This is a genomic window from Sphingomonas sp. Leaf343 (assembly GCF_001423765.1).
GTDB lineage: Bacteria > Pseudomonadota > Alphaproteobacteria > Sphingomonadales > Sphingomonadaceae > Sphingomonas.
The window spans coordinates 294,396-317,737 of record NZ_LMPG01000001.1 but is presented as its reverse complement, the minus strand read 5'-3'; the positions used below and the strand labels follow the sequence as shown (position 1 = coordinate 317,737).

Here is a 23,342-nt window from a genome sequence, read left to right as displayed (position 1 = left end):
CAGGGCGCACCAACTATACCGATTCGCGCGTGTAGGACAGCAGCGCCTTTTTTCGGTCGGACGCTTTGGATAGGGGTGCGGGATGAAGGCCATCATCATCGCGGCGGGGCACGGCTCGCGCCTGTTGCCGCTGACGCTGACCACGCCGAAATGCCTGGTGCCGGTGGGCGGCCGGGCGATCCTCGACCATCAGCTCGACGCAATCGCGGCGGCCGGCATCGACCGTGCGGTGGTCGTTGGGGGCTACCGGATCGGCCAGATCGCGGAGCATCTGGCGGCGCGGCGGGCGGGCGGCCTGACCACGGAGCTGGTCTTCAACCCCTTCTGGTCGGCGGCGAGCAGCATCGGCAGCGTCTGGGCGGCGCGCGCGCATCTGGGCGGCGCGTTCGCGCTGATGAACGGCGATACCGTGTTCGATGCGGACGTGATGCGGGGTGCGGTGGAGGCGGCGCCGTCCGGCGTGACACTGATGGTGGAGGCGCTGGGTGCGGCCGAGCTGGACGACATGCTGGTCGCGGTGGAGCGCGGCCGCGTGCTGGCGGTGGGCAAGACGCTGGACGGGGCGACGCACCGCTCGCTGGGGCTGGTGCTGTCGCGCGGCGGCGACGCCTATGCCCGCGCGCTGAGACTGGTGATCGGCGAGGATGAGGGCATCCACGCCTATCATCACGCGATCGTCGACCGGCTGGCAAAAGCCGACGCTGTGGCGGCGGTGACGATCCCGGCGGATGGCCACTGGCAGGAGATCGACCGGCCGGAGGATATCGACCGTTGGCGACGGGAGCATGGTGGTGGGTGAGTCGTTGGCGAGCGATGGAGCGGGGCTTCAAGTCCGACCATTGTGCCACCCCGGCGAAGGCCGGGGTCCAGTCGCGAGGGTTTCGATTGGCGTGGACGACCTTCTCCGACTTGGTGCGCGGCAACTGGACCCCGGCCTGCGCCGGGGTGGTGCCTGTGGAGCGCGCCGGACTCGGCCTCGAGAGATGGAAGCAACCTTTCAGCGCGTTCGTAATGGCCTGTCCGCATGACCAGCGTCGGCTTCTTGTTCCTCGGCGAGTTGCACCTGATCCCGCACCTGCTGCCGATCGCAGCAGCGCTGGCGCGGCGGGAGGATGCGCCCGCCGTGACACTGCACGTCGCGACATCGGTGCATGAGGAGATCCTCCGCGAGGCGATCGCGACGCTGGGGATCGATCTCGCGATCCGGCGCGTGCGCGGTTTCCGAGAAGCCGCACCGGGGTCGCGCGAAACACCGCCCCTGCCCTCCAAGCCGCTGGTGCTGGCGCTGAACGCGCGCCGCTTCCTGACACACGACGTCGTCGTGGTGGCGGAGCGGACCAGCCTGTGGCTGCCGCGGGTCGCGCGGCGGCTGGGGATCGGGCGGAGGACACGGTTTGTCTACAACGAGCATGGCGCGGCCCCGCACGCCAATTTCGCCGACCCGCGCAACCGCGAGGCGGATGCGATCCTGATGCCGAGCGACGGCATGGCGGCCCGCGTCCGCGCGTCGGGGCATGACGACGCACCGATCCACGTCGTCGGCTATATCAAGCCGGATTACGTCCGCACGCTCGTCACGGCGGCGGCGATGCCGGTGTTCGCGGAAGCGCGCCCGGTCGTCGTCTACGTCCCGCACTGGAAGCGTGACAAGTCGAGCTGGTGGGGCATGGGCGAGGCGGTGATGGCGTGGTTCGCCGCGCAGGATCGCTACAACCTGATCGTCGCGCCGCATGTCCGCCTGCCGAAGTTCGATCCCGAATTCGAACGCCGCATCGCCCCCTATCGCGACCGGCCGAACATCGTCGTCGACGCGACATCGTACCGGCTGATCGACCAGAGCTATACCGGCAACGCCGACCTGTATCTGGGCGACGGCAGCAGTCAGGTGGTCGAATTCGCCGCCGTGAAGCCGCGGCCCGTCGTATTCCTGAACCCCGACCGGCATCCGTGGGCGGACGATCCCCGCTTCAGCCACTGGTCGATGGGCGACGTGATCGCGGATGTCGCGGCGTTGCCACGCGCGCTGGACGCCGCGCCGGGGCGGCTGGCGGCATACGAACCGGTGCAGCGCGCCTATGTCGAGCGGATGATGGGCGTGGACGATGGTCGCGCCAGCGACCGCGCGGCGGACGTCGTCATGAGCCTGATGCGCCAAGATAGTGGCAGGCGGAGCGGAAACCGCTAGGAACGCCTGCGATGACTGCCGTGACCAAGCCCCGCCTGACATCCGTCGGCAACAATCCGACCCGTATCTGGGGCATGACCAATGCCGAACGAACGCGCCGGATCGCGACGGCGCAGGGGCTGACGGATGGCGATGCCGCGGTGATGCTGGCGAACGACGATTATGCGTTCGATCCGGCATGGAGCCGTTACATCGCGGCGCGGCCGGGCAGCGTACTGATGGTGGATGGCGTGCCGGTGCTGGCGCACGTCGATGCCGGACAAGCGGATGCGGTTGCAGCGGCGATGCGGGATGCCCCCTCTGGCCCCCTCACCTCGCTTGCAGTCATCGACGCATTGGACCCCGCCGGCATCTACGACGATGTCCTGCGCAAGCGGGAGAAGCCCTTCACCCTGCCGCTCACGCCCGAAACGGTCCCCGCGATCGAGCGCGCCAGCTATCAGGGCGCGTACAAGGGCGTCACCGACCTGCTGACGCTGTATCTGTGGCCGGTCTGGGCGTTCCACATCACACGGGCTTGCGCGCGGATCGGCATCTCGCCCAATGGCGTGACCGCGATCGGCAGCGTGCTGTGCATCGTTGCCACGGTGGCGTTCTGGTATGGATGGTTCTGGTCCGGACTGGCGATCGGCCTCGTGTTCATGGTGCTCGACACCGTCGACGGGAAGCTGGCGCGGTGCACCATCACCTCGTCGAAGCTGGGCAATGCGTGGGATCACGGCGTCGATCTGGTTCACCCACCCTTCTGGTGGTGGGCGTGGGCGGCGGGCTGCGCACCGTATGGGCGGCCGCTGACGGACGAGACGTTCTGGATCGTCATCGGCACGATGCTGTTCGGCTATGTCGCACAACGGCTGATCGAGGGAGCGTTCATCGTCCGCTTCAAGATGCACATCCACGTCTGGCAGCGGTTCGACAGCAAGTTCCGCCTCGTCACCGCGCGGCGCAATCCGAATATGGTCATCCTCTTCGCCAGCCTGTTGGTCCTGCGACCCGACTGGGGCATCATCGGCGTCGCGGCGTGGACGGCGATCTCGCTTGTCGTCCACCTCGTCCGCCTGTTCCAGGCGATGGCGATGAAGGCCCGCGGGATTCCGATCGTCAGCTGGCTGGCCGATTGAACGCCGTGACCGAGGACGTGGCGGAGGAACCGGAAGGCCGTTTCAGCGGCGCGATGGGGGCGGTGTGGCGCAATCTCGGCTGGTTGCTGGCCAGCCGGGGCGTGCTGGCGGTGCTGTCTCTCTTTTATCTCGGCATCGCGACGCGGTCGCTGGGCGTATACGGCTTCGGGCGGTTCGCGCTCATCATCGGTGCGGCGCAGACGCTGGCGACGCTGGTCGCGTTCCAGAGCTGGCAGGTGATCGTCCAGTACGGCACGCCGGCACTGGCGCGCGGCGACGACGATGCGCTGGGCCGCGTGTTCCGCGGATCGGCGCTGGTCGATGCGGGCAGCGCCGCGATCGGCGCGGTGCTGGCGTGGCTGATCCTGGAGTTCTTCGGCGAGGCGCTGGGGATCGGCCCGACGTTGCAGCGCGCGACGCTGATCTTCGCGATCGTACAACTGGTCACGATCCGCTCCACCCCGCTCGGCATTCTGCGTCTGCGCGACCGGTTCGCCCTGTCCGCGGCGGCGGACAGCGTGACGCCGGTGGCGCGCTTCGTCGGCACCGTGCTGGTCTGGGCGGTGCACCCGACCGTGCAGGGATTCCTGTCCGCATGGGGGCTGGCGGAAATCCTGACGGCGGCGACCTACTGGATCATGGTCGCGCGGCGCGGCGACATCGCGCTGATGCGGCGCGGGCGGGGCATGAAGCGGCTGCTGGCGGAGCATCCCGGCATCGTCCGCTTCGCGCTGTCGACCAACGCCAGCTCGACGCTGGGCCTGTCGAGCAAGCAGATCCCCCTGCTGGTCGTCGGTGCCGCCGCCGGGCCGGCGGCGGCTGGTGCGTTCCGCCTCGCCAGCCAGATTGCGCAGGCGCTGGCGAAACTGTCACAGCTCATCAGCCGCGCGGCCTTTCCGGAGGTGGTGAAGACGGTCCGCGACGCCAGACCGGGCGAACTGGGCCGGTTGCTGCGGCGATTGTTTCTCGGCAGCGGCGCGGCGGCGATCGTCATCATGGCGCTGGTCGCCGTGGCGGGCCGGCCGGTGCTGAACCTCGTCGGCGGACGCGACTTCACGGGCGCGTGGCCGATCCTGCTGTGGCTGGCGGTGGCGGGGTGCCTCGACTTCGCGACGGTCGGGGTCGATACCGTCATGACCGCGCTGCAACGCGCGGGCACCGTCTTCGCTATCCGGGCGCTGGGCGCGGGACTGATGCTGGCCGCCGCGTTCGCGCTGATGCCGTTCTTCGGACCCACGGGCGTGGCGATCGGCGTCGCGATCGGGTCGGCGGGGGTGGCGGTGATGATGGCGATCGTCGCCGTACGGCTTGCGAAGCCTGCGGCGAAGCGGCCTTCATAACGCCTTTATAATGCCGTGGTTGGCGCCCATCTGATACCGCATGACTGCGAAGATACTGACGAAATCGATCCTTGCCGGCGCGCTGGCCCTCACCCCTTCCATGGTCGCCGCGGAAACCTGCACCGGTACGCTGGGCGGCAATGCGGTGAAGCTGACCGTGCAGGCAACCGGCCTGCGCAGCGGCGACGGAGAAGTCGCGTTCACCGTCTATGCGGACGACAAGAAGCGGTTCCTGGCGAAGGGGGGCAAGCTGGCGCGCGTCCGCGTCCCCGCCCGCGCGCCGGTGACGAGCGCATGTTTCTGGCTGCCGGCGGGGAAATACGCCGTTGCGCAATATCATGACGAGAATGGCGACCGGAACTTCAACCGGACGCTGTGGGCACCCAAGGAGGGCTTCGGCTTTTCCAACGATGCGCCGACCTCGATCGGCCTGCCCTCGCTCGATGCGGCGCGGTTCACCCTGCCGGCCGCCGGACGGACACTGAACATGGCGATGCGCTATCGCCAGTAAATGCGGTGAACCGTTGCCGCTGCATACGATTGCCCACCGGGCATGACGGAACCGATGCGGCAGCGAAACATTCCCGCCCTGAATTGGTCACAAATGTGTAGTCAGGCATCATTCCTAGCCTGTCTGGAAGTCCAACGCCGATGTCCGCTACCGTTCTTGCCTTTGTCGGGGTCGATCCGCACTTCACCCCGCAGGTGAAGGCTGCGCCGAGCGCGTCCGCCGCGGGCAATCTGCGCGTCGGCATCGTCTGCAACCCGAAGAGTCACCGCAACCGCGGGGCTGCCTATGCCGCAGGCGTACCGGGTGCGGGGCGGGTGATGGTCGCGGCACCGTCGACGCGCGAGGCGCTGGCCGAGACGTTGGCGGAGTTCGCGGCGGCAGGGATCGACCTGCTGGTGATCGACGGCGGTGACGGGACGGTCCGCGACGTGCTGAGCGGCGCGGGCGACGCCTGGGGCCGGCGCTGGCCCGCGATCGTCGTGATCCCGTCGGGCAAGACCAATGCGCTGGCGATCGATCTGGGCCTGCCCGCCGACTGGACGCTGGACGATGCGCTGATCGCGGCGCGCGTCGGCCGTACGGTGACGCGCCGTCCGCTGGAGATCGCACGCCTCGACGCGCCCGCGACCCCTCGCGTGCGCGGATTCCTGATGGGCGCCGGCGGCTTCGTCAGCGCGACCGAACTGGCGCAGCGCACGCACCGCGTCGGCGCGTTCAACGGCGTCGCGGTCGGACTGGCACTGGGCTGGACCGTCGTGCAGACGATGTTCGGCAGCGATTCGGGTGAATGGCGGTCGGGCACGCCGATGACGCTGACGACACCCGTCGGCGCTATCGAGGCACATCCCCGTTACCTGCTGCTGGCTTCGACGATGGAGCGGATGCCGCTGGGCCTGAAGCCGTTCGGGCCGGTACGCCAGGGGCTGAAACTGCTCGATGTCGATGCCCCCCCGCGGATGATGGCGGCGGCGGTGCCCGCGGTGCTGGCGGGCCGCGCGAGTGCTTGGCTGGCGAAGCTGGGCTATCACCGGCGCGACATGACCGGTTTCCGGCTCGAGATGGACGCGAACTTCATCCTCGACGGGGAACATTTCTCGGGCGGGGCGCTGGAGGTTCGTCAGGGCCCGCGCCTCTCCTTCGTGGTGCCGTGACCGACGCGCTTGGGGCGTTCGTCGCCGATACGCTCGCTGCGCCGGTGCCGGCGGCGGTGCGCCACGTCGCCGACCTGCTGGCGACGGAGGCGGGCGCGGAGGCGGTGTTGTTCTATGGCTCCAATCTGCGCACCGGTTCGCTCGACGGTGTTCTCGACTTCTACATTCTGACCGCCGGTCCGCGCGAACGCGGCATCTGGCCGCGTGTCGGATATCGGGAGTTTGCGGTGGGGCCCGCGACGTTGCGCGCGAAAATCGCGACGATGACGCTGGCTACCTTCGCCGCCGCCGCCGCCGGGCGGCTGATCGATACGACGATCTGGACCCGATTCGTGCAGCCTGCCGCACTGGCGCAGATACGGTCCGGGGCGGCGGCGGCGATCGTCGTGGATGCAATTGCGGCGGCGGCGGTGACGGCCTCGCGGTTCGCCGCCGCGCTGGGCCCGGCGGAGGGTAACCCGGCGGACTACTGGCGGGCGCTGTTCCGCCAGACCTATGCCGCCGAATTGCGCGTTGAGGCGCCGGGACGCGAGGAGCAGATCCTGACGCATGGCGGCAACCGGTATGACACGCTGCTGCCACTGGCATGGGAGGCAGGCGGCGTACCGTTCGTGCGCGATGGATCGAGCCTGATCGCGCGGATGCCGCCGGGCGAGGCGAAGCGTTGGCGCGCGAGATGGGCGCGACGGCGGCGGCTGGGCAAGCCGCTGAACGTCGTGCGGCTGGTGCGTGCCGCCTTCACCTTCGACGGCGCGGCAAAATATGGCGCGTGGAAGATCGAGCGGCATACCGGCATCGCCGTATCGATGACGCCGTGGCGGGAACGCCACCCGATCCTCGCCGCGCCCGGCGTCTTCTGGCGCGTGTGGCGGGCGCGGCGATGATCCCGGCCGCGCTGATCCTCGCCGGCTCGCGACCCGGCGCGCCCGATCCGCTCGCCACGGCGGCGGGGGTGCCGCATAAGGCGCTGATCGTGCTGGGTGGCGAGACGCTGCTGGAGCGGGTGACGACGGCCTTGCGCGCTGCGGGGCTGGAGCGGATCGCGGTCTCGGCGTCCGATCCGGCGGTGCTTGCGGAGGCGAAGCGGCTGGGGCTGGAGACGCTCGCCCCCGCCGCGGGACCGAGCGGCAGCGTCGCCGTGGCGCTGAAGGCGCTCGGCGCGCCGTTGCTGGTGACGACGGCGGATCATGCGCTGCTGGAGGCGGCGTGGGTCGCGCGTTTCCTGACAGACGCTCCGGTCGGCATCGACGTCGCCGCGCTGATGGCCGAGCGCGCGCATGTCGAGACCGCGGCACCAGGTACGCGACGCACCTATCTCCGCTTCGCCGATGGCGCATGGTCCGGGTGCAACCTGTTCCTGCTCGCGACACCGCCGGCCGGACGCGCACTGGACCTGTGGCAGCAGGTCGAGGCGGATCGCAAGCGGCCGTGGCGGATCGTGCGCCGGCTAGGGATTGGCCTGTTGCTGCGCTATGTCACCGGGCGATTGACGCTGGCGGATGCGGTCACGGCGCTGGGCGCGCGGGCCGGGTTGCAGGCCGCGGTGGTGCCGAGTCCATTCGGGCTGGCGGCGGTCGATGTCGACAAGATGGCGGATCTGGAACTGGTGCGGGGGATCATCGGAGAGAACGATCCCGCCGGTACGGGAAGGTAACAGCCGCAGTCTGACGGAGGGGCAGCCACGAGCCATCGATCACAGCCCCTGCCCCAGTTGCTCCAGCGACCGCTGCTTCGTCTCCGGGAAGAACAGGAACACGATCACCAGCTGCGCGACCATCGCCCCCGCGAACACCACGAACGGCGCACCGCGCGAATAGGCGGCGACCAGCGGAAACCCGCCGGCGATTACCGCATCGAACGCCCAGTGCGTCGACGATCCCAGCGACTGGCCCCGCGCCCGCACGTCGGTGGGGAAGATTTCCGAGATATAGACCCAGATCACCGCGCCCGAACTGAACGCGAAGAACGCGATATAGGCGAGCAACAGCCACAGCAGATACTGCTCCCCCTCCCCGCTCAGGAAGATCGCCGCCGTCCCCGCCAGCGTCGCGGCCAGCCCGACCGATCCGATCATCAACAGCGTCCGCCGCCCGAGACGATCGATGACGGTCAGCGCCAGACCGGTAAAGACGAAATTGGCCGCACCGATCGCGATCGCCTGAAGGTCCGCCGACGTGCCGCTGAACCCGGCGGCGGCGAAGATGTCGTTCAGATAATAGAGGATCGCGTTGATGCCGGTCAGCTGGTTGAACGCCGCCACCGCGAAGGCGAGCAGGATCGGTTTCCGGTGCTTCGCCCAGCTCAGTTTGGGCGCCGATGTCTGCTGGTCGTCGGCGCGCTGATAGGCGGCGACACTGCGATCCGGATCGGGATCGCCCAGACTGGCGAGCACCGCCGCCGCCTCCCGGGCACGGTGCTTCGCAGCCAGCCAGCGCGGGCTGTGAGGGATCGAGAACAAAAGGGCGAGCAGGATCACCGCGGGGATCGCAGTGACGCCGAACTTCACGCGCCAGTCCCACGCGCCGAGATCGAGGCTGGCGACGAAAAAATTGGATAGATACGCGACGAGGATGCCGAATACGACGTTGAGCTGGAACGCGCCGACCATCGCGCCACGCTTGTCGGCCGGCGCGATCTCCGCGATGTAGACAGGGGCCAGCACCGACGAAGCGCCAACCGCCAGCCCGGCCATCACGCGAAACACCAGCAGCGACCCCCAGTCCCACGCCAGCAGGCACCCGATGCCGGATAGGATATAGAGCAGCGCGATCGCCTGGAGCGACGTCCGCGCGCCATAGCGATCGCCGGGAATACCCGCGGTCAGCGCGCCGACCAGCGTGCCCCACAGCGCGCTCGACACGGTGATCCCGACCCCGCCCGCATCCAGCCCGAACGCATCGCGCACGCCGGACGTGGTGCCGGCGATCACCGCCGTATCGAAGCCGAACAACAGGCCTACCAGCGCCCCGACCGTCACGCCCCGGATCAGCGTCGCGTTCAAACCGGTCACTCCTCGATCGCCAGAACGACGGTGGTGCGCCTCTCATGGGTCGCGGGTCAAGCGTAGCTGGCGGATCAGCCCACCGCCTCAATAAAGAATGTTTCACTTTTCAACGACAAAACGCAACAAAGATTGATCGTATACCGTGGTTAGTATACGATCCTCCGATATTTAGGCATGACCGGAAAAATCAGGGGGTTTTAATGACTAACAGGTTCCAGACCGCCGGCGCGATCGCTGCCATATGCGCGGCACTGCTGACCAGCACTGCGATGGCGCAGGTCGCGAGCTCTCCCGCCGATCTCCCGCAAGGCGCTCCGACCGACACCGGTGACGGTAATGCGGACATCCTCGTGACCGGCACGCGTATCAAGCGCGCCGACCTGAACAGCAATAGTCCCCTGACCGCCGTCGACAGTCAGGAGATCCAGTATCAGGGCGCGACCACCGCAGAGGCCGTGTTGAACCGCCTGCCGCAGTTTACCGCCGATGCGAACGAGAACGTATCGAACGGATCGGATGGCACCGCCAACGTCAATCTGCGCAATCTCGGCAGTTCGCGGGTCCTGACGCTCATCAACGGTCAACGCATGTTGCCGCAGCAGGCGGTCGACATCAACTTCGTGCCCAGTGCACTGATCGAGCGGATCGACGTGGTCACCGGCGGCGCATCCGCCGTGTATGGCTCGGATGCCCTGGCCGGCGTCGTCAACTTCATTCTGCGCGACAATTTCGATGGGCTGCGGATTGATGCGCAGGCCGGCTTCGCGCAGCACATCAACGATAACAAGGGCATTCGAGCCGTGCAGGCTGCACGCGGCTACGCCCTCGCACCCCGGCAGGTTGCGGACGGCGGCAAGCAGGATGTCAACGCCGTATTCGGCAAGACATTCCTCGACGGTCGCGCCAACATAACGCTCTATGGCGGCTACCGCCATTTCGACCCGGTGCTGCAATCGAAACGTGACGTTTCGTCGTGTGGGATCAACCCCGATGGCGACTCCGCGTTCGTCTGCGGCGGATCGAGCAATACGCCGTTCGGAACCTTCGTGCCGCTGGCTGGACCGAACCAGGGCAAGACGCTGACCAACGCCAAGGACGGATCGCGCACCTGGGTGCCGTACAACAACAGCTTCGCCTATAATTTCTCACCGACCAACTATTTTCAGCGGTCCGACGAACGCTATACCGGCGGCGGCTTCGCCCGCTTCAAGATCGCCGAGGCGGCGGAAGCCTATGGCAGCCTGATGTACATGAAGGATCACACCTTCTCCCAGGCCGCGCCGTCCGCGCTGTTCCAGGGCACCACGTTCAACATCCCTTGCAACAGCCCCCTCGCCAGCGCCAGCCAGCTGACGTCGCTGTGTGGAGCCAGCGCCGGCACCGCCACGCTGCAGCCCGCCTTTGTCGGCTACCGCCTCGCGATCGCGCCGCGCCGCGACGATCTGCGCCATGAAGATTACCGGTATACCGCCGGCCTGCGTGGCGATCTGGGCAGCGGGTTCAGCTACGACGTGGGCTTCCTGCAATCGCGCGTGAAGTTCGACGAGACCTATCTGAACAACGTCGACAACGTGAAGGCGCAGCGTGCGCTGGACGTGGTGACCGTCAACGGCGTCCCGACATGCCGCTCGGTCGTCAACGGCACCGATCCGGCCTGCCTCCCCGCCAACGTGTTTCAGGCGAACGGCGTCACCGCCGAACAGGCGCAGTATCTGTTCTCTCCCAGCAACACCGGTTCGCGCAATCGCCAGACCGTGTATTCGGGCACCATTACCGGCGATCTCGGCAAGCTGGGGATCACCAGTCCCTTCGCGACCGCAGGCGCGTCGCTGGTGCTGGGTGCCGAGCGCCGGATCGAGACGCTGCGTGCTTTCGGTGATGCGGTCGCCAAGCAGGGCGGCTTCAACGACAGCGACGGCCGGATCGCCGTGACCGAAGGTTATGGCGAATTGGAAGTGCCGCTGGTGCAGGACCGACCGCTGTTCCACGACCTGACGGTGAACGGCGCCGCGCGCTATTCGGCGTACAAGAACTCGCAAGGGTCGACCGGATTCGGGTCCAAGTACAACGTCTGGACCTACAAGGGCGAGGTGACGTGGAGCCCGGTACGCGACGTACGCCTCCGCGCCAGCTACAACCACGCGATCCGCGCACCGAATATCGGTGAGCTGTTCGCGGCGCAGAGCATCGGCAACGTATCCGCACAGGACCCGTGTTCGGGCGCGACCCCGGCCGCGAGTGCCGCGGTCTGCTCGCTGACCGGCGTCACCGCCGCGCAATATGGCAACATCATCGCGTGCCCGGCGGACACCTGCTCCGGCCAGTTCGGCGGCAATCGCAACGTGAAGCCGGAAACCGGCGACACCTACACGATCGGCGTGGTGCTGACGCCGCGCCAGATGAAGGCATTCTCGCTGTCGATCGACTATTTCAACATCAAGGTGAAGGATTACATCAGTTCGGTCGCGCCGCAGCTTGCGATCACCCAGTGCGCCCAGACAAGCGATCCGTTCTTCTGCAACCTGTTCAAGCGTGATCCGCGCAGCGGCGCAATCTTCGGCGATCAGGGTTATGTGATCTCGACCACGGTCAACACCGGCTTTCTCAAGACGTCGGGCATCGACGTGACCGCGGACTATATGCTGGAACTGGGCGGCGCGGGTCGCATCAACCTCAATGTCGTCGGCACGTGGCTGAACGAGCAGGTATCACAGCCGCTGCCGGGGCTGGGCAGCTATGATTGCAAGGGGCTGTACGGCTATACCTGCGGCCAGCCGAATCCCGAATGGCGGCACGTCGCGCGAGCCACGTGGCTGCTGCCGGACGATGCCACCCTGTCGCTGTCGTGGCGGCATCTGGGCGCGACCAAGCTTTCGAGCCTGTCGGACAACTCGTTCCTGGCGGGTACGCCGAGCATCATCAACCGGCGCATCGGCGACTACAACTATTTCGATCTCGCGGGCACGGTCAGCGTCGGCAAGCAGTTTACGCTGCGGATGGGCGTCAACAACCTGCTCGACAAGGATCCGCCGATCATCGCCAGCGGTATCCTGTCGGCGTTCGGCAACGGCAACACTTTCCCGGGCGTATACGACGCGCTCGGCCGCACAGTGTTCGCAGGCGCGACGGTGACGTTCTGATCGATACCGGGGCGGATGTAGCATCATCCGCCCTGCTCGACCGCCCCGGCGGACACTCCGACGACAGTAGCGCGGTCGCTCAACGCATTGCGATTGACAAACAAATTGCTTTATTCGACGGTGTTCAGGCGACACCGTCAACGGGCGGGCGCATCCGCAATCGGGAGAGACGCACATGACCATGACGATCCGCGCACCGCGCGCCGTTCCGCCATGTCGCATCGGCAGGTTGTCCGTGCTGCGTCACGGCCGTGCCGCTATCCCGATCGCGCTGGAGTTTACTACCTTCCCGTCACATCGCTGACGGGCGGCGCCCGCCGTCACCCCACGCCCCTCCCAGCGGCGGTGCGAGGCACCTCGGATGAACGTCCGGGGTGCCATTTTTTCGATTGCGCGCGGCTCGACCGGAACGGTCGACGACCATGAACCTGGTCATGCCGCCCCCCGGAACCGGGGAGCGGCAGCTTCGGGGTTCAGGCCGCTCCGCGCCCGAACGACGGCGGTCGGTCCGCGACCGCCATGCCGAAGCGCGAGGGCGCGGTGCCCATCGTGAATTCCAGTTCGCCGCCGCGGATCAGGTCGGCGTGCGCAATCCAGTTCTTCGTCCACGGCCGGCCGTTCCAGCGCACCGACTGCACATAGGGTGCATTCGGCGCGTTGCCGATCGCGCGGACGCGCAGCCTGCGCCCCTTGCCGACCTCGACCTCCGCCATGTCGAACAGCGGCGATCCGAACACATAGATCGCGCTGACCGGGTCGACCGGATAGAATCCCAGCGCCGACAGCACGAACCACGCGCTCATCTGGCCGCAATCGTCGTTGCCGATGACGCCGTCCGGGTCCGCCTTGTACATCTCCACGCACAGACGCCGCACCATTGCCTGCGTCTTCCACGGCGCGCCGGCATAGGCATAAAGATAGGCGGCGTGCTGGTCCGGCTCGTTGCCGTGCGCGTACTGGCCGACCAGCCCCGTGATGTCGGGCGGGGCGTTGCGCGGCAATGTCGACGGTGCCGTGAAGAACGCATCGAGCTTGCGCACGTAGTTGTCGTCACCGCCGAACAGCTCGATCATGCCATAGATGTCGTGCTGATTCAGGAACGTCGCCTGCCAGCCGTTCGCCTCCGTATAATCGCGGTACTTTTCGGGATTATGCCCGAGCTGGATCGGATCGTACGGCGTCCACCACTTGCCATCGGCGAAGCGCGGGCGGGCGAAGCCGATCGAGGGATCGATGACGTTGCGATAGTTGCGGCTGCGCTGACGCAGCGCCGCCGCATCGTCACCTGCGCCGACCGCATCGGCCAGCACCGCCATCGCCCAGTCGTCATACGCATATTCCTGCGTCCGGCTGACCGATTCCCAGATCTTGTCGGCGGGCACATAGCCCAGATCGTAATAGAAACCGCGGCCCAGCGTGCTGTCGGCGTCCTTCAGCGTGCGGTCGAACGCGCGGCGGCGGATCATCGGCCAGGCGGCGGCATAGTCCGCCTCGATCCCCTTCGCCTTCGCCTCCGCCAGCACCGACACCGCGTGCCAGCCGGTCATCGTTCCCGTCTCCACGCCCTGCAGCGGCCAGATCGGCGGGCCGTACGGGCTCTGCGCGGTCTGGCGGATCAGGTCGCGGGTCAGCAGCGTCGCCACCTCCGGCCGCACGATCGTCAGCAGCGGGTGGAGCGCGCGGTACGTGTCCCACAGCGAATAGGCGCTGTACGCCTTCTCGCCCGCCGGCACGCTATGCACCTGCCGGTCGAGCCCGACATAGCGTCCGTCGCGATCGGTGAAGAGCGTGGGAGAGACGAAGCTGTGATACAGCGCGCTCGCCATGATCGTGCGCTGCGCCACGGTGCCGCCCGACACCTTCACGCAATCGAGTTCCTTCGTCCACGCGCGCGCGGCCGCCTTGCGCGTCGTGTCGAAGCGCCAGCCGGGCGCTTCCGCCGCCAGCGCCGCCTTCGCGCCCTCGACATCGACCGCGCTGATGCCGGTCTTGATCTCGATCGGCGCGCCACCCGCCTCGTCGAAGAAGAACGCGACCTTCAGCTTGTTGCCCGTCACGCCGGTCGCACCTGCGGCGGCAGGCGCATCATTGTCGCCGAAGAACTGCACGCGATCGGGCGTGCGCGACATCCGCATCGCGAAATGGATGCGGCGGCCCTTGGCCCAGCGATGCACCCGACGGCTGCCGGTCAGCAGCCCGTCCGGCGACAGCGCCAGCGACGCTTCGTCGACCAGCGTCCCCTTGTCCCACACGTCGAGGATCATGTGCGCGAAATCGATCAGGATGTGCCCCGGCCCGGCGGGGAAGCGATAACGGTGCTGCCCCGTCCGCTCCGTCACGGTCAGCTCCGCCAGCACGCCCGATTCCAGCTTCACGCGGTAATAACCCGGCTCCGCGTGCTCCTCGGAGCACCGCTGGCGATAGCCCGCATCGGGATTGTCGAGAGGCCCCGGCTGCAATTGCAGCGGCCCCGTCGTCGGCACCACCAGCACGTCGAGCATGTCGCCGATGCCGGTGCCGGACAGGTGCGTGTGGCTGAACCCCATGATCGACGTGTCCGTCCGGTGATAGCCCGAACACGCGTCCCACCTTTTGTTGTCGGTATCCGGCCCCAGCTGCACCATGCCGAACGGCATCGACGGCCCCGGAAAGGTGTGGCCGTGACCGCCGGTGCCGACGAACAGGTCCGGCTTGCCCGCCGCGGTGCGCGCGCCCAGCGCGGGGGCGGGCAGCACGCCGGCCAGCCCGGCAAGGCCGGTGGTTGCCAGTACCTGGCGGCGGGTCGTGGTCGTCAAGGCGATTCTCCGGGTGAAATCAGATTTTGGCGGCGAGCAACGCCGGCTTGCGCTTTTCCAGGTCGAGGATCAACTCGCCGAACAGCCCGTTCGCCCAGGCGAACCAGCTTCGCGTGAACTTCGCCGGATCGTCCTTGTGGAAGGACTCATGCATGAAGCCGGTGCCGCCATGCGTCGCCTTCAGCCACGACAGGCATTGCCGGATCACGGCGTCGTCGTCGCTGTTCATCGCGTGCGTGACGATCGACATCGGCCAGATCATGTCGAGGCCGATATGCGGTCCGCCGATTCCCTTCGCGGCGGAGCCGCTGAAGAAATACGGATTGCGATCACTCCACGCCAGCGCGGCGGTACGGCGGAACAGCGGGTCGGCACGATCCGCCGCGCCGAGCAGTGGCAGGCCAGACAAGGACGGCACGTTGGCGTCGTCCATGAAGATGGCGTTGCCATATCCGTCGACCTCGTACGCCCAGACCTCGCCGCCCTGGCCGTCCGGCATCCGACCATACTGGCGCAGCGCCGCCTCGACCTCGGTCGCCAGCGCCTCGGCATCGGTCGCCGCCGCGGTATCGCCGCGCGCCTCGCGCTGGACGGTCGCCATCATGCGCAGCGCGGACACTGCGAACAGGTTGGACGGGATCAGGAACGGGTAGAGCGTGGCGTCGTCGGACGGGCGGAACATCGAATGGATCAGCCCGACCTTCTTCGTCGGTGCGCCCAGCCCCTCGAACATCAACGTTTCAGTCGGGGACACGTTCAGCCGCTGGAACCGGTACGGACCGGGGCCATCCTCGCGCTGCTGCTCGCGGAAGGTCGCGACGGCGCGGGCCATCGCCTGCGCCCAGACCGCATCGAAGGGCGTCCGGTCGCGCGTCGTCGTCCAGTACGCATGCGCCAGCCGCATCGGGTAGCAGAGCGAATCGATCTCCCACTTCCGCTCGGCCACGCCCGGCTTCATCTCGGTCTGGTCGGTCCGCGCACCGAGGTTCGACTTCGCGGTCGGGTCCTCCATGAACGCGTTGGCATAGGGGTCGATCAGGATACAGCGCGCCTGCCGCTGGATCAGCCCGGCGAACAGCTTGCGCAGCGTCGCGTCGCGGGGCGCGAGATGGACGTAGGTCTGGAGTTGGGCAGAGCTGTCGCGCAGCCACAGCGCCTCGATATCGCCGGTGATGACGAACGCGTCGGGCTTGCCGCCAGCTTCCGAATATTTGACCGTCGTGTCGAGCGTGTTGGGGTAGCAATTCTCGAACAGCCACGCGAGTTCGGGATCGGCGATCTTCGCCTTCACCCGCGCGATCTCCGCCTCCACCGCCTTGCTGACGAAGCGGCGATGCGCCACCGGCGGCCGCTTGCTGACGAGGCCCGGCGTCGCCGCCCGCAGCGGCATCGCGCTCGTCACCGCCAGCGCCGCACCACCCGCCAGCATGTCACGCCGGTTCACTTCTGCAAACTCCCGGCCGCACTTTGGGGCGCGCTCATCGAAAACGGCGCATCCGCCTTGCGCGTGCCCCAGTTGCGGTTCGGCGTCGGTCCCATCACGAAGCGAAGATTTCCACCCTGCTTCAGCGCGTCGCGCGAAAGCCAGGGCTTGTCGTACGTCTTGCCGTTGAAGCGCACCGACTGAATGTAGACATTGTCCGGCCCATTGTTCTGCGCCTCGATCGTCAGCGTCCTGCCGCCCGGCATCGCCAGCCGGACGTTGCGGAACAGCGGACTGCCGACCGCATATTGCCCGACAGCGGGCGTCACCGGATAGAATCCGAGCGCGGAGAACACGTACCACGCCGATGTCTGGCCGTTATCCTCGTCGCCCGGATACCCATCCGGCGCGGAGGAATAGAGCTTCCGCATCACGTCGCGGACGTGGAACTGCGTCTTCCACGGCTGGCCCGCCCAATCGTACAGATAGATCATGTGCTGGATCGGCTGGTTGCCGTGCGCGTACTGGCCCATGTCGACGATCTGCATCTCGCGGATCTCGTGGATGACCTGCCCGTAATAGCTGTCGTCGAAGATCGGCGCAGTGGTGAACACCGAATCCAGCCGGTCGGTGAACACCCTGTCGCCACCCATCAGGTCGATCAGGCCCTGCACGTCCTGCATGACGGACCAGCTGTAATGGATCGAATTGCCCTCCGTGAAGGCATCGCCCCATTTGTACGGATTGAACGGTGTCGACCACGAGCCGTCCTGATTGCGCCCGCGCATCCAGCCGCTCCCCGTGTCGAACAGCTTGCGGTAATTCTGCGCGCGACCCGCATAGAGCCTGGCGTCCTCGGTCTTGCCGAGCGCGGTGGCGAGGCGCGACAGCGAGAAATCGGCAGTGGCATATTCCAGCGTGCGCGCCGCATTCTCGTTGATGTCGACGTCGTACGGCACATAGCCGAGCCGGTTGTAATATTCGACGCCTTCGCGGCCGACGGCGGTCAGCACCTTGCCCTTTTTGTCACGCGGACGTCCCTCGGACGTCGTCGCGTTCTTGACCATCGCCTCGTACAGCGTGTTCACGTCGAAACCGCGCACGCCCGCCGAATAGGCGTCGGCGATCAGGTTCGCGGAATTGGACCCGATCATCACGTTGCGGTGACCGGGGCTGGCCCATTCGGGCAGCCAGCCGGATTCCTTGTACGTGTTGACCAGCCCCTGCATGATCTCCCCGTCGCGCTCCGGATACATCAGCGCGAAAAAGGGGAAGACCGCGCGCCACGTGTCCCAGAAGCCGTTGTCGGTATAGAGCGGGCCGGGATGAACCTTGCCGTCATACGGGCTGTAATGGACCGCCTGTCCGCCTGCATCGACCTCGTGGAAGGTGCGCGGGAATTGCAGCATCCGGTACAGCGCCGAATAGAAGATGCGCCGGTTCTCGGTGTCGGGATCGGTGACCTGGATGCGGTCGAACTCGCGCTGCCAAGCGGCCTTCGCCTTGGCCTTGGTCTGCTCGAACCCGTCGCGGCCGATCTCCGCGTCCAGATTGCGTGCGGCCTGTTCGGCGCTGATGAAGGACGATGCAACCTTGACGGCCACCTGCTCGCCCTTGGCGGTGCGGAAGCTGACGACCGCGCCGACATGATCGCCCTCGCGCGTCGGTGCGGCGGTGACCTGCCCGTTGTCGTCCCATGTCCGCGTGACGGTGAAGTCGTGGTCGAACTCGGCGACGAACCAGTTGTGGAAATTGGCCGGCACGCCGCCGCTGTTGTTGCGCACGTATCCGGTGATCCGCCGCCGCGCCGGGTCGACCGAAACCATCGACCCGCCCGCCTGTCCGTCGATCAGGATGTGCGCGTCGTCGCTTTTGGGAAAGGTGAAGCGGAACTGCGCGGCGCGATTGGTCGGCGCGACCTCCGCCGTCACGTCGTAATCGGCCAGATAGACCTTGTAGCTGTAGGGCCGGCTTTCTTCCGCCTTGTGGCTGTACCACGACGCGCGCTCGTCCTGCTTGATGCGCAGCGGCCCGGTCATCGCCATCAGCGCCAGCGCGGCATAGTCGTTCATCCACGGGCTGGGCTGGTGCGTTTGCTTGATGCCGTTGATCTTGTTCGCGTCGTAGGTGTAGCCCCAGCCGCTGCCGAGTTTCCCCGTCACCGGCGTCCACGCATTCATCCCGAACGGTACCGCGACCGCCGGATAGGTATTTCCGTAGGACAGTTCGTAACTGGAATCGGTCCCCATCAGCGGATTGACGAGGTCGACGGACGCGGTCTGCGCCGCTCCGGCCTGCGGCCGCGCGAACGCCGCGCCGGCGTCGATCACGCCCGTCGCCAGCATCGACCCCGCGAACAGAGTCGCCACGACACCGCGCAGCGGCCGGGCGGTGATGATGCGCTTCATATCAATCTCTCCCATCGCGCCGTTGCGCGTGTCGTTATCGCTTCGTGGTCAGCGGCCGGGGCGCGACGCCCTCGTTCGTCAGCTTCACCGGCCGGATCGTGCCGTCGCCTTCGAAATACAGATGGTCGATCGCGACCTGACGATGCTCGCCCGTATCGTCGTTCAACGGCCGGCGGTGATAAACGATGTACCAGTCGTCGGTGCCGGGTACGTTGACGACCGAGTGGTGCCCCGCGCCGCGCGCGATCTTCATGTCCTGTGCCATGATCGTGCCCATCGGCCTGAACGGCCCGGTCGCGGTCGGCCCCATCGCATAGGCGACGCGGTAGTCGGGGCCGGTCCAGCCGCCCTCCGACCACATCAGATAATAGACGCCCTTGCGCTTGACTACGAACGAACCCTCGACATAGCCGGGCGGCGTGATCTCCTTGTACGTCGTGCCGTCAGGGAACGGTTCCACGCTGCGCAGGTCGTCGCTCAGGCGCACCACGTTGCAGTGCTTCCAGCCGCCATAATAAAGATAGACCTGACCGTCGTCGTCGCGGAACACGAACGGATCGATCGGCTGCGCGCCGTTATGAAACTTGTCGATCAGCGGCTTGCCGATCGCGTCGCGGAACGGCCCGCCCGGCGTATCGCTGACCGCCAGTCCGATGCCGCCGACCTCGGCGTCGCTCTGGATGTCGTTGGCGCTGAAGAACATGTAGAATTTGCCCTTCGCGTCGATCACCGTCGGCGCCCAGATCGCATAGGATGCCCAGGCGACGTTGGTCACGTCGAGAACATGCGGGTGCCTGGTCCAGTGGACGAGGTCGGTCGAGGAAAAGGCGTTGAAGAACGTCTGCTTGCCATAGGATGGCCGCACCATCCGGCGCTTGCGATCCTCCAGCTGGCGAGGGGAGAAGCTTTTCGTGACGTCAAGTTTGCCGTCGTCGTCGGAATAGGTCGGATAGATCCAGTAGCGGTTCTGGAAGACGCGGATCTCCGGGTCGGCGTACCAGCCCTTCACGATCGGATTGGCGGCGATCACCGCCACCGGCAACGCCAGCATCGCCAGTCCGGCCAGCAGCACCTTCTTCATCGCGCGCCCTTTCGGAACGATCCGGGCCGGAATGTACGCATCCCGGCCCGGCTGGTCATCATCAGAACTTGTACGTCACGCCGACATAGGCGCGCCGACCCGAATAGAGGTTCGAGATGAACCGCGCATCGGTGTCGTTGCCCAGATGCTGGCGCTGTTCCGACTTGGTCAGGTTGATGATCGACGCGCTGAGGACGAGGTTCTCGACCAGATTGTACGACGCGTTCAGATCGATCTGCTCATACGGATTGTCGTAGACGTTCAGGCCGGACTGCAACCCGCGCACCACCTCGCCGCGGCGGTTGTACGACGCGCGCAGCAGCATCCTGTCGGTTTCGTAGAACAGCGACGCGTTGACCTGCGTCTTGGCGCTGCCGACCAGCGGCGAGCTGCCGACATTCTGCCCCTCCAGCGTGATCTGGGCGACCGACGTGTCGTTATAGGTGAAGTTCACCTGCGCGCCGAGCCCGAACGGCAGCGTGTGCTGCGCATAGACCTCGACACCCTGCGACCGCGCGTCCGATCCGTTGGCGACTGTGCTGTACGGCTGGATCAGCACCTGATCGCCGTTCACCGTCTGCGTCACGTCGAGAACGAGCGGCACGATGAAGTCGGACACGTCCTTGCGGAACAGCGTCGCGCCCAGCACCGACCCGCGCTTGAAATACCATTCCAGGCCGATGTCGTACTGCCACGCCTTGAACGGGTTGAGCGCGCTGTTGCCGCCCGACCCCGACCAGCCCTCGCGCTCGCCGAACTGGCGGCGGTCGAACGCATATTCGGCGGTGCGGAACGTCAGGTTGCGCTGCGACCCCAGATTCGAGAATGCCGGGCGCGAGACGACCTTGGCGATCGCTCCGCGCAGCAGCAGGTTCTCCGTCACATCGAACGACGCGTTCACGCTCGGCAGCCAGTCGTCGTACGACCGCGTCTGGTCGAGCCGCGTGTTGACGATCGTCTCCCGCTGCGCGAGCGGCAGCACGAGGCAGTTGCCGTCCGCCCCGACCGGCGGCGTCACGAACGGACCCCCCGGCGCGTTGACGCAGTAATCGTTCAGCAACTGCAACCGGTCCGACGTGACGCCGGTCTGCTTCGTGTTGACATAGCGCAGGCCCAGATTGCCGCGGAAGCGATCGGTCTTGAAGTTGGTCTGGACGTACCCCGCCCAGATCCGCTCGCCGATATCGTAGACGAAATCGGTTTCGTCGACGCGCACCGCCTCGCCGTAAGTGGTGTTTAGGTAGTTGAGATAGTTCTGGAAATCGATCGCCGGAAACGCGTTGCCGGTGAAGCCGCCGGCGATGTTGCCGATCGGCTTGTCGAAGAAGAACCCCGGCTGGGTCGCGGCGGCACCCGGCGTGTCCTGATAGCGCAGGCGCGTCGCCGGATCGGCATACCATTCGTTGCGGCCGGTCGAGCGATGCACCCCGCCGTCACGCCACTTCGCGCCGATCTGCACCGAATCGAGGAACGTCTCGAACCGGCGGGTCAGGTCGAGTTGCGCATAACGCTGATCGATGCGGCTGCGGTTGAACGACGAGTTGGTCGAGCCGAGATCGATCTGCGTCAGGCCGCGGTTGATGTTGTCCTGAAGCTCCGGCGAGAATTCGAAGTTCGCCGACTGGTCGGTGAAGTTCCAGGCGCTGTACAGGTTGCCGTTGATCCCCGTCGTGCCGTTCACCACGCGCGGCTTGGCGGCGACGCTGAACCGGCCGGACGGACCGCCGGTGGCGCGCGTCTTGCCCAGCTTGAACGTCGCCTCGAACCGGTCGCGGGCAAACGCGCCCTCGACATCGAAGGTGTTGGAGACGGACTTCTCGCGGCTGTACGTGCCGTAGATCTGGGGCGTTTCCATCGTGCACGGCGGCTGGTTGCCGACCTGCACGCGGCATCCGGTGCCGTCCTGCGGCACGGTGAACTGCGCCGACTGGAAGATCGTGCCGCTGGGGTCCAGCGTGGCACCCGAGAAGAAGTTACCGTAGCCCCATTCGGGGATCTGGATACCGTTGCTGACGAAATTGTCGTTCACCTGAAACCGGAAGAAGTTTGCGGTGACGGTGAAATCCTCGAACGGCTTCATCTGCGCCGTCGCCTGGATGCCGAGCCGCTTGCGCTTCTGGTCGGTGATCGTCTGGCTGACCTGCTGCGGCGCCCAATAGCCGGAAAAACGCTCGCCCGACTGTGTCGTGGAGCCGCTGTTCTCCGGCCAGTAGGAAATCGCGTCGTCATTGGCGAAGGTGTTGCCGTTGACGTCGGTCGCCGGCTCGCTGGCGCGATCGTATGTCCACCAGTTCCAGCTCGACGCCGCCGCGCGGTGATCCCGCACGGTCCGGACCTGATAGGTCGCACCGACGAGGACGCCGAACGTCTCGTCGGTGTTCTTCCACGACAGCTGCCCGCCGACCTGCGGCTCCAGCTTCTCGGTCACATCGGCATAGGTGCCCTCGACCGACACGAAGCCGGTTAGGGATTTCAGGTCGAGCGGACGTCGGGTGTGAAGAATGATCGTGCCGCCCACGCCGCCCTCGTCCAGGCGCGCTTCCGGCGATTTGAACACGTCGACGCTGCCGATCATGTTCGACGGCAGCAGCAGGTAGTTGAACGAGCGCGACGGTTCGTTGTCGTCGGCGGACGCGATGAAGTTGCCGTTGAGCTGCGTCAGGGTCAGATCCGACTGGAGACCGCGGATGCTGACTCGCGAGCCCTCGCCGCCGTCGCGGTCGATGATGACGCCGGGCACGCGTTGCAGCGAGTCGGCGACGTTCTTGTCCGGGAACTTGCCGATATCCTCCGCGGTGATGACGTCGACGAACGCATTCGCCTCGCGCTTGCGGCTCAGGCTCTGCTCGATCGACTGGCGATATCCGGTAACGACGATATCGCCCCCGGCTGCATCGCCGAGCGGCGCAGCCTGATTTTCGGTGCCCGGCTGGTTCGACGGAGCCTGCGCCTGCGGCGTTTCCACCGGCTGGGCGGTCGCGGGCGCGATGGCGGGCGACGTCGCCTGCTGCGCCTGCGCCGACCCGGCAGCGGCGATGGCGAAGCCGGCGGTCGCGAGAAGATGCGACAGCGCGCGGCGGCGGTTACGATCGGATACGGTCATGCGAAATCCCTCCCTCGGGCAGGACGCTCTCCGCATCGCAATTCCCGTTACATCGGCCGTCCACGAGCCCGACCCGACCG

Annotated in this window: 15 protein-coding genes; 9 read left to right on the top strand and 6 right to left on the bottom strand. The window is 66.7% G+C overall.

All coding sequences use genetic code 11. The features are described from left to right. Window positions 1–82 precede the first annotated feature (82 nt). The 8 genes from ASG07_RS01280 to ASG07_RS01245 all read left to right on the top strand — a co-directional run bounded on the left by ASG07_RS01280 (window position 83) and on the right by ASG07_RS01245 (window position 7,962). Entirely contained in the window at window positions 83–799 is a 717-nt protein-coding gene (locus ASG07_RS01280) for a phosphocholine cytidylyltransferase family protein (RefSeq protein WP_055841096.1), read from the top strand. Window positions 800–1,024: 225 nt separating this feature from the next. Continuing rightward, window positions 1,025–2,185: a CDP-glycerol glycerophosphotransferase family protein gene (locus tag ASG07_RS01275; RefSeq protein ID WP_055841093.1), complete on the top strand. Its 1,161-nt coding sequence runs from the start codon at window positions 1,025–1,027 to the stop codon at window positions 2,183–2,185. 11 nt (window positions 2,186–2,196) lie between these two features. Beyond that, window positions 2,197–3,306: a CDP-alcohol phosphatidyltransferase family protein gene (locus tag ASG07_RS01270; protein WP_055841092.1), complete on the top strand. Its 1,110-nt coding sequence runs from the start codon at window positions 2,197–2,199 to the stop codon at window positions 3,304–3,306. A gap of 5 nt (window positions 3,307–3,311) precedes the next feature. Further along, window positions 3,312–4,646: a lipopolysaccharide biosynthesis protein gene (locus ASG07_RS01265; protein ID WP_236694543.1), complete on the top strand. Its 1,335-nt coding sequence runs from the start codon at window positions 3,312–3,314 to the stop codon at window positions 4,644–4,646. 40 nt (window positions 4,647–4,686) lie between these two features. Beyond that, window positions 4,687–5,157, top strand: coding sequence for a DUF2141 domain-containing protein (locus ASG07_RS01260; protein WP_055841088.1), 471 nt, complete (start codon window positions 4,687–4,689; stop codon window positions 5,155–5,157). Between the two features lie 140 nt (window positions 5,158–5,297). Further along, a complete protein-coding gene (locus ASG07_RS01255) occupies window positions 5,298–6,308 on the top strand; it encodes a diacylglycerol/lipid kinase family protein (RefSeq protein ID WP_055841085.1) in 1,011 nt (336 codons plus the stop codon). Beyond that, on the top strand, window positions 6,305–7,192 hold the full coding sequence (locus ASG07_RS01250) for a hypothetical protein (protein ID WP_055841082.1): 888 nt from the start codon (window positions 6,305–6,307) through the stop codon (window positions 7,190–7,192). Before ASG07_RS01255 ends, ASG07_RS01250 begins: the two co-directional genes overlap by 4 nt. Next, a complete protein-coding gene (locus ASG07_RS01245) occupies window positions 7,189–7,962 on the top strand; it encodes a nucleotidyltransferase family protein (RefSeq protein ID WP_055842767.1) in 774 nt (257 codons plus the stop codon). Before ASG07_RS01250 ends, ASG07_RS01245 begins: the two co-directional genes overlap by 4 nt. A gap of 39 nt (window positions 7,963–8,001) precedes the next feature. Here ASG07_RS01245 and ASG07_RS01240 read toward each other — a convergent pair whose 3' ends face one another. Further along, entirely contained in the window at window positions 8,002–9,318 is a 1,317-nt protein-coding gene (locus tag ASG07_RS01240; RefSeq protein ID WP_055841079.1) for a sugar porter family MFS transporter, read from the bottom strand. Window positions 9,319–9,512: 194 nt separating this feature from the next. Here ASG07_RS01240 and ASG07_RS01235 point away from each other — a divergent pair, with 194 nt between their 5' ends. After that, complete coding sequence (locus tag ASG07_RS01235) at window positions 9,513–12,452, top strand: TonB-dependent receptor domain-containing protein (RefSeq protein ID WP_055841076.1); 2,940 nt, start codon at window positions 9,513–9,515, stop codon at window positions 12,450–12,452. A gap of 473 nt (window positions 12,453–12,925) precedes the next feature. Here ASG07_RS01235 and ASG07_RS01230 read toward each other — a convergent pair whose 3' ends face one another. The 5 genes from ASG07_RS01230 to ASG07_RS01210 form a co-directional block, all read right to left on the bottom strand. Then, window positions 12,926–15,247 (bottom strand): GH92 family glycosyl hydrolase, encoded by a 2,322-nt coding sequence (locus tag ASG07_RS01230; protein ID WP_055841073.1) that lies wholly within the window; start codon window positions 15,245–15,247, stop codon window positions 12,926–12,928. Between the two features lie 19 nt (window positions 15,248–15,266). Continuing rightward, window positions 15,267–16,676 carry a glycoside hydrolase family 125 protein gene (locus ASG07_RS01225; protein ID WP_055841070.1) on the bottom strand — a complete coding sequence of 470 codons (1,410 nt, stop codon included), beginning with the start codon at window positions 16,674–16,676 and terminating at the stop codon, window positions 15,267–15,269. Between the two features lie 11 nt (window positions 16,677–16,687). Next, a complete protein-coding gene (locus ASG07_RS01220) occupies window positions 16,688–19,078 on the bottom strand; it encodes a GH92 family glycosyl hydrolase (RefSeq protein ID WP_201780935.1) in 2,391 nt (796 codons plus the stop codon). Window positions 19,079–19,112: 34 nt separating this feature from the next. Next, window positions 19,113–20,159 (bottom strand): glycoside hydrolase family 43 protein, encoded by a 1,047-nt coding sequence (locus ASG07_RS01215; RefSeq protein ID WP_055841068.1) that lies wholly within the window; start codon window positions 20,157–20,159, stop codon window positions 19,113–19,115. A gap of 61 nt (window positions 20,160–20,220) precedes the next feature. Further along, on the bottom strand, window positions 20,221–23,262 hold the full coding sequence (locus ASG07_RS01210; RefSeq protein ID WP_055841065.1) for a TonB-dependent receptor: 3,042 nt from the start codon (window positions 23,260–23,262) through the stop codon (window positions 20,221–20,223). Between the last annotated feature and the right edge of the window lie 80 nt (window positions 23,263–23,342).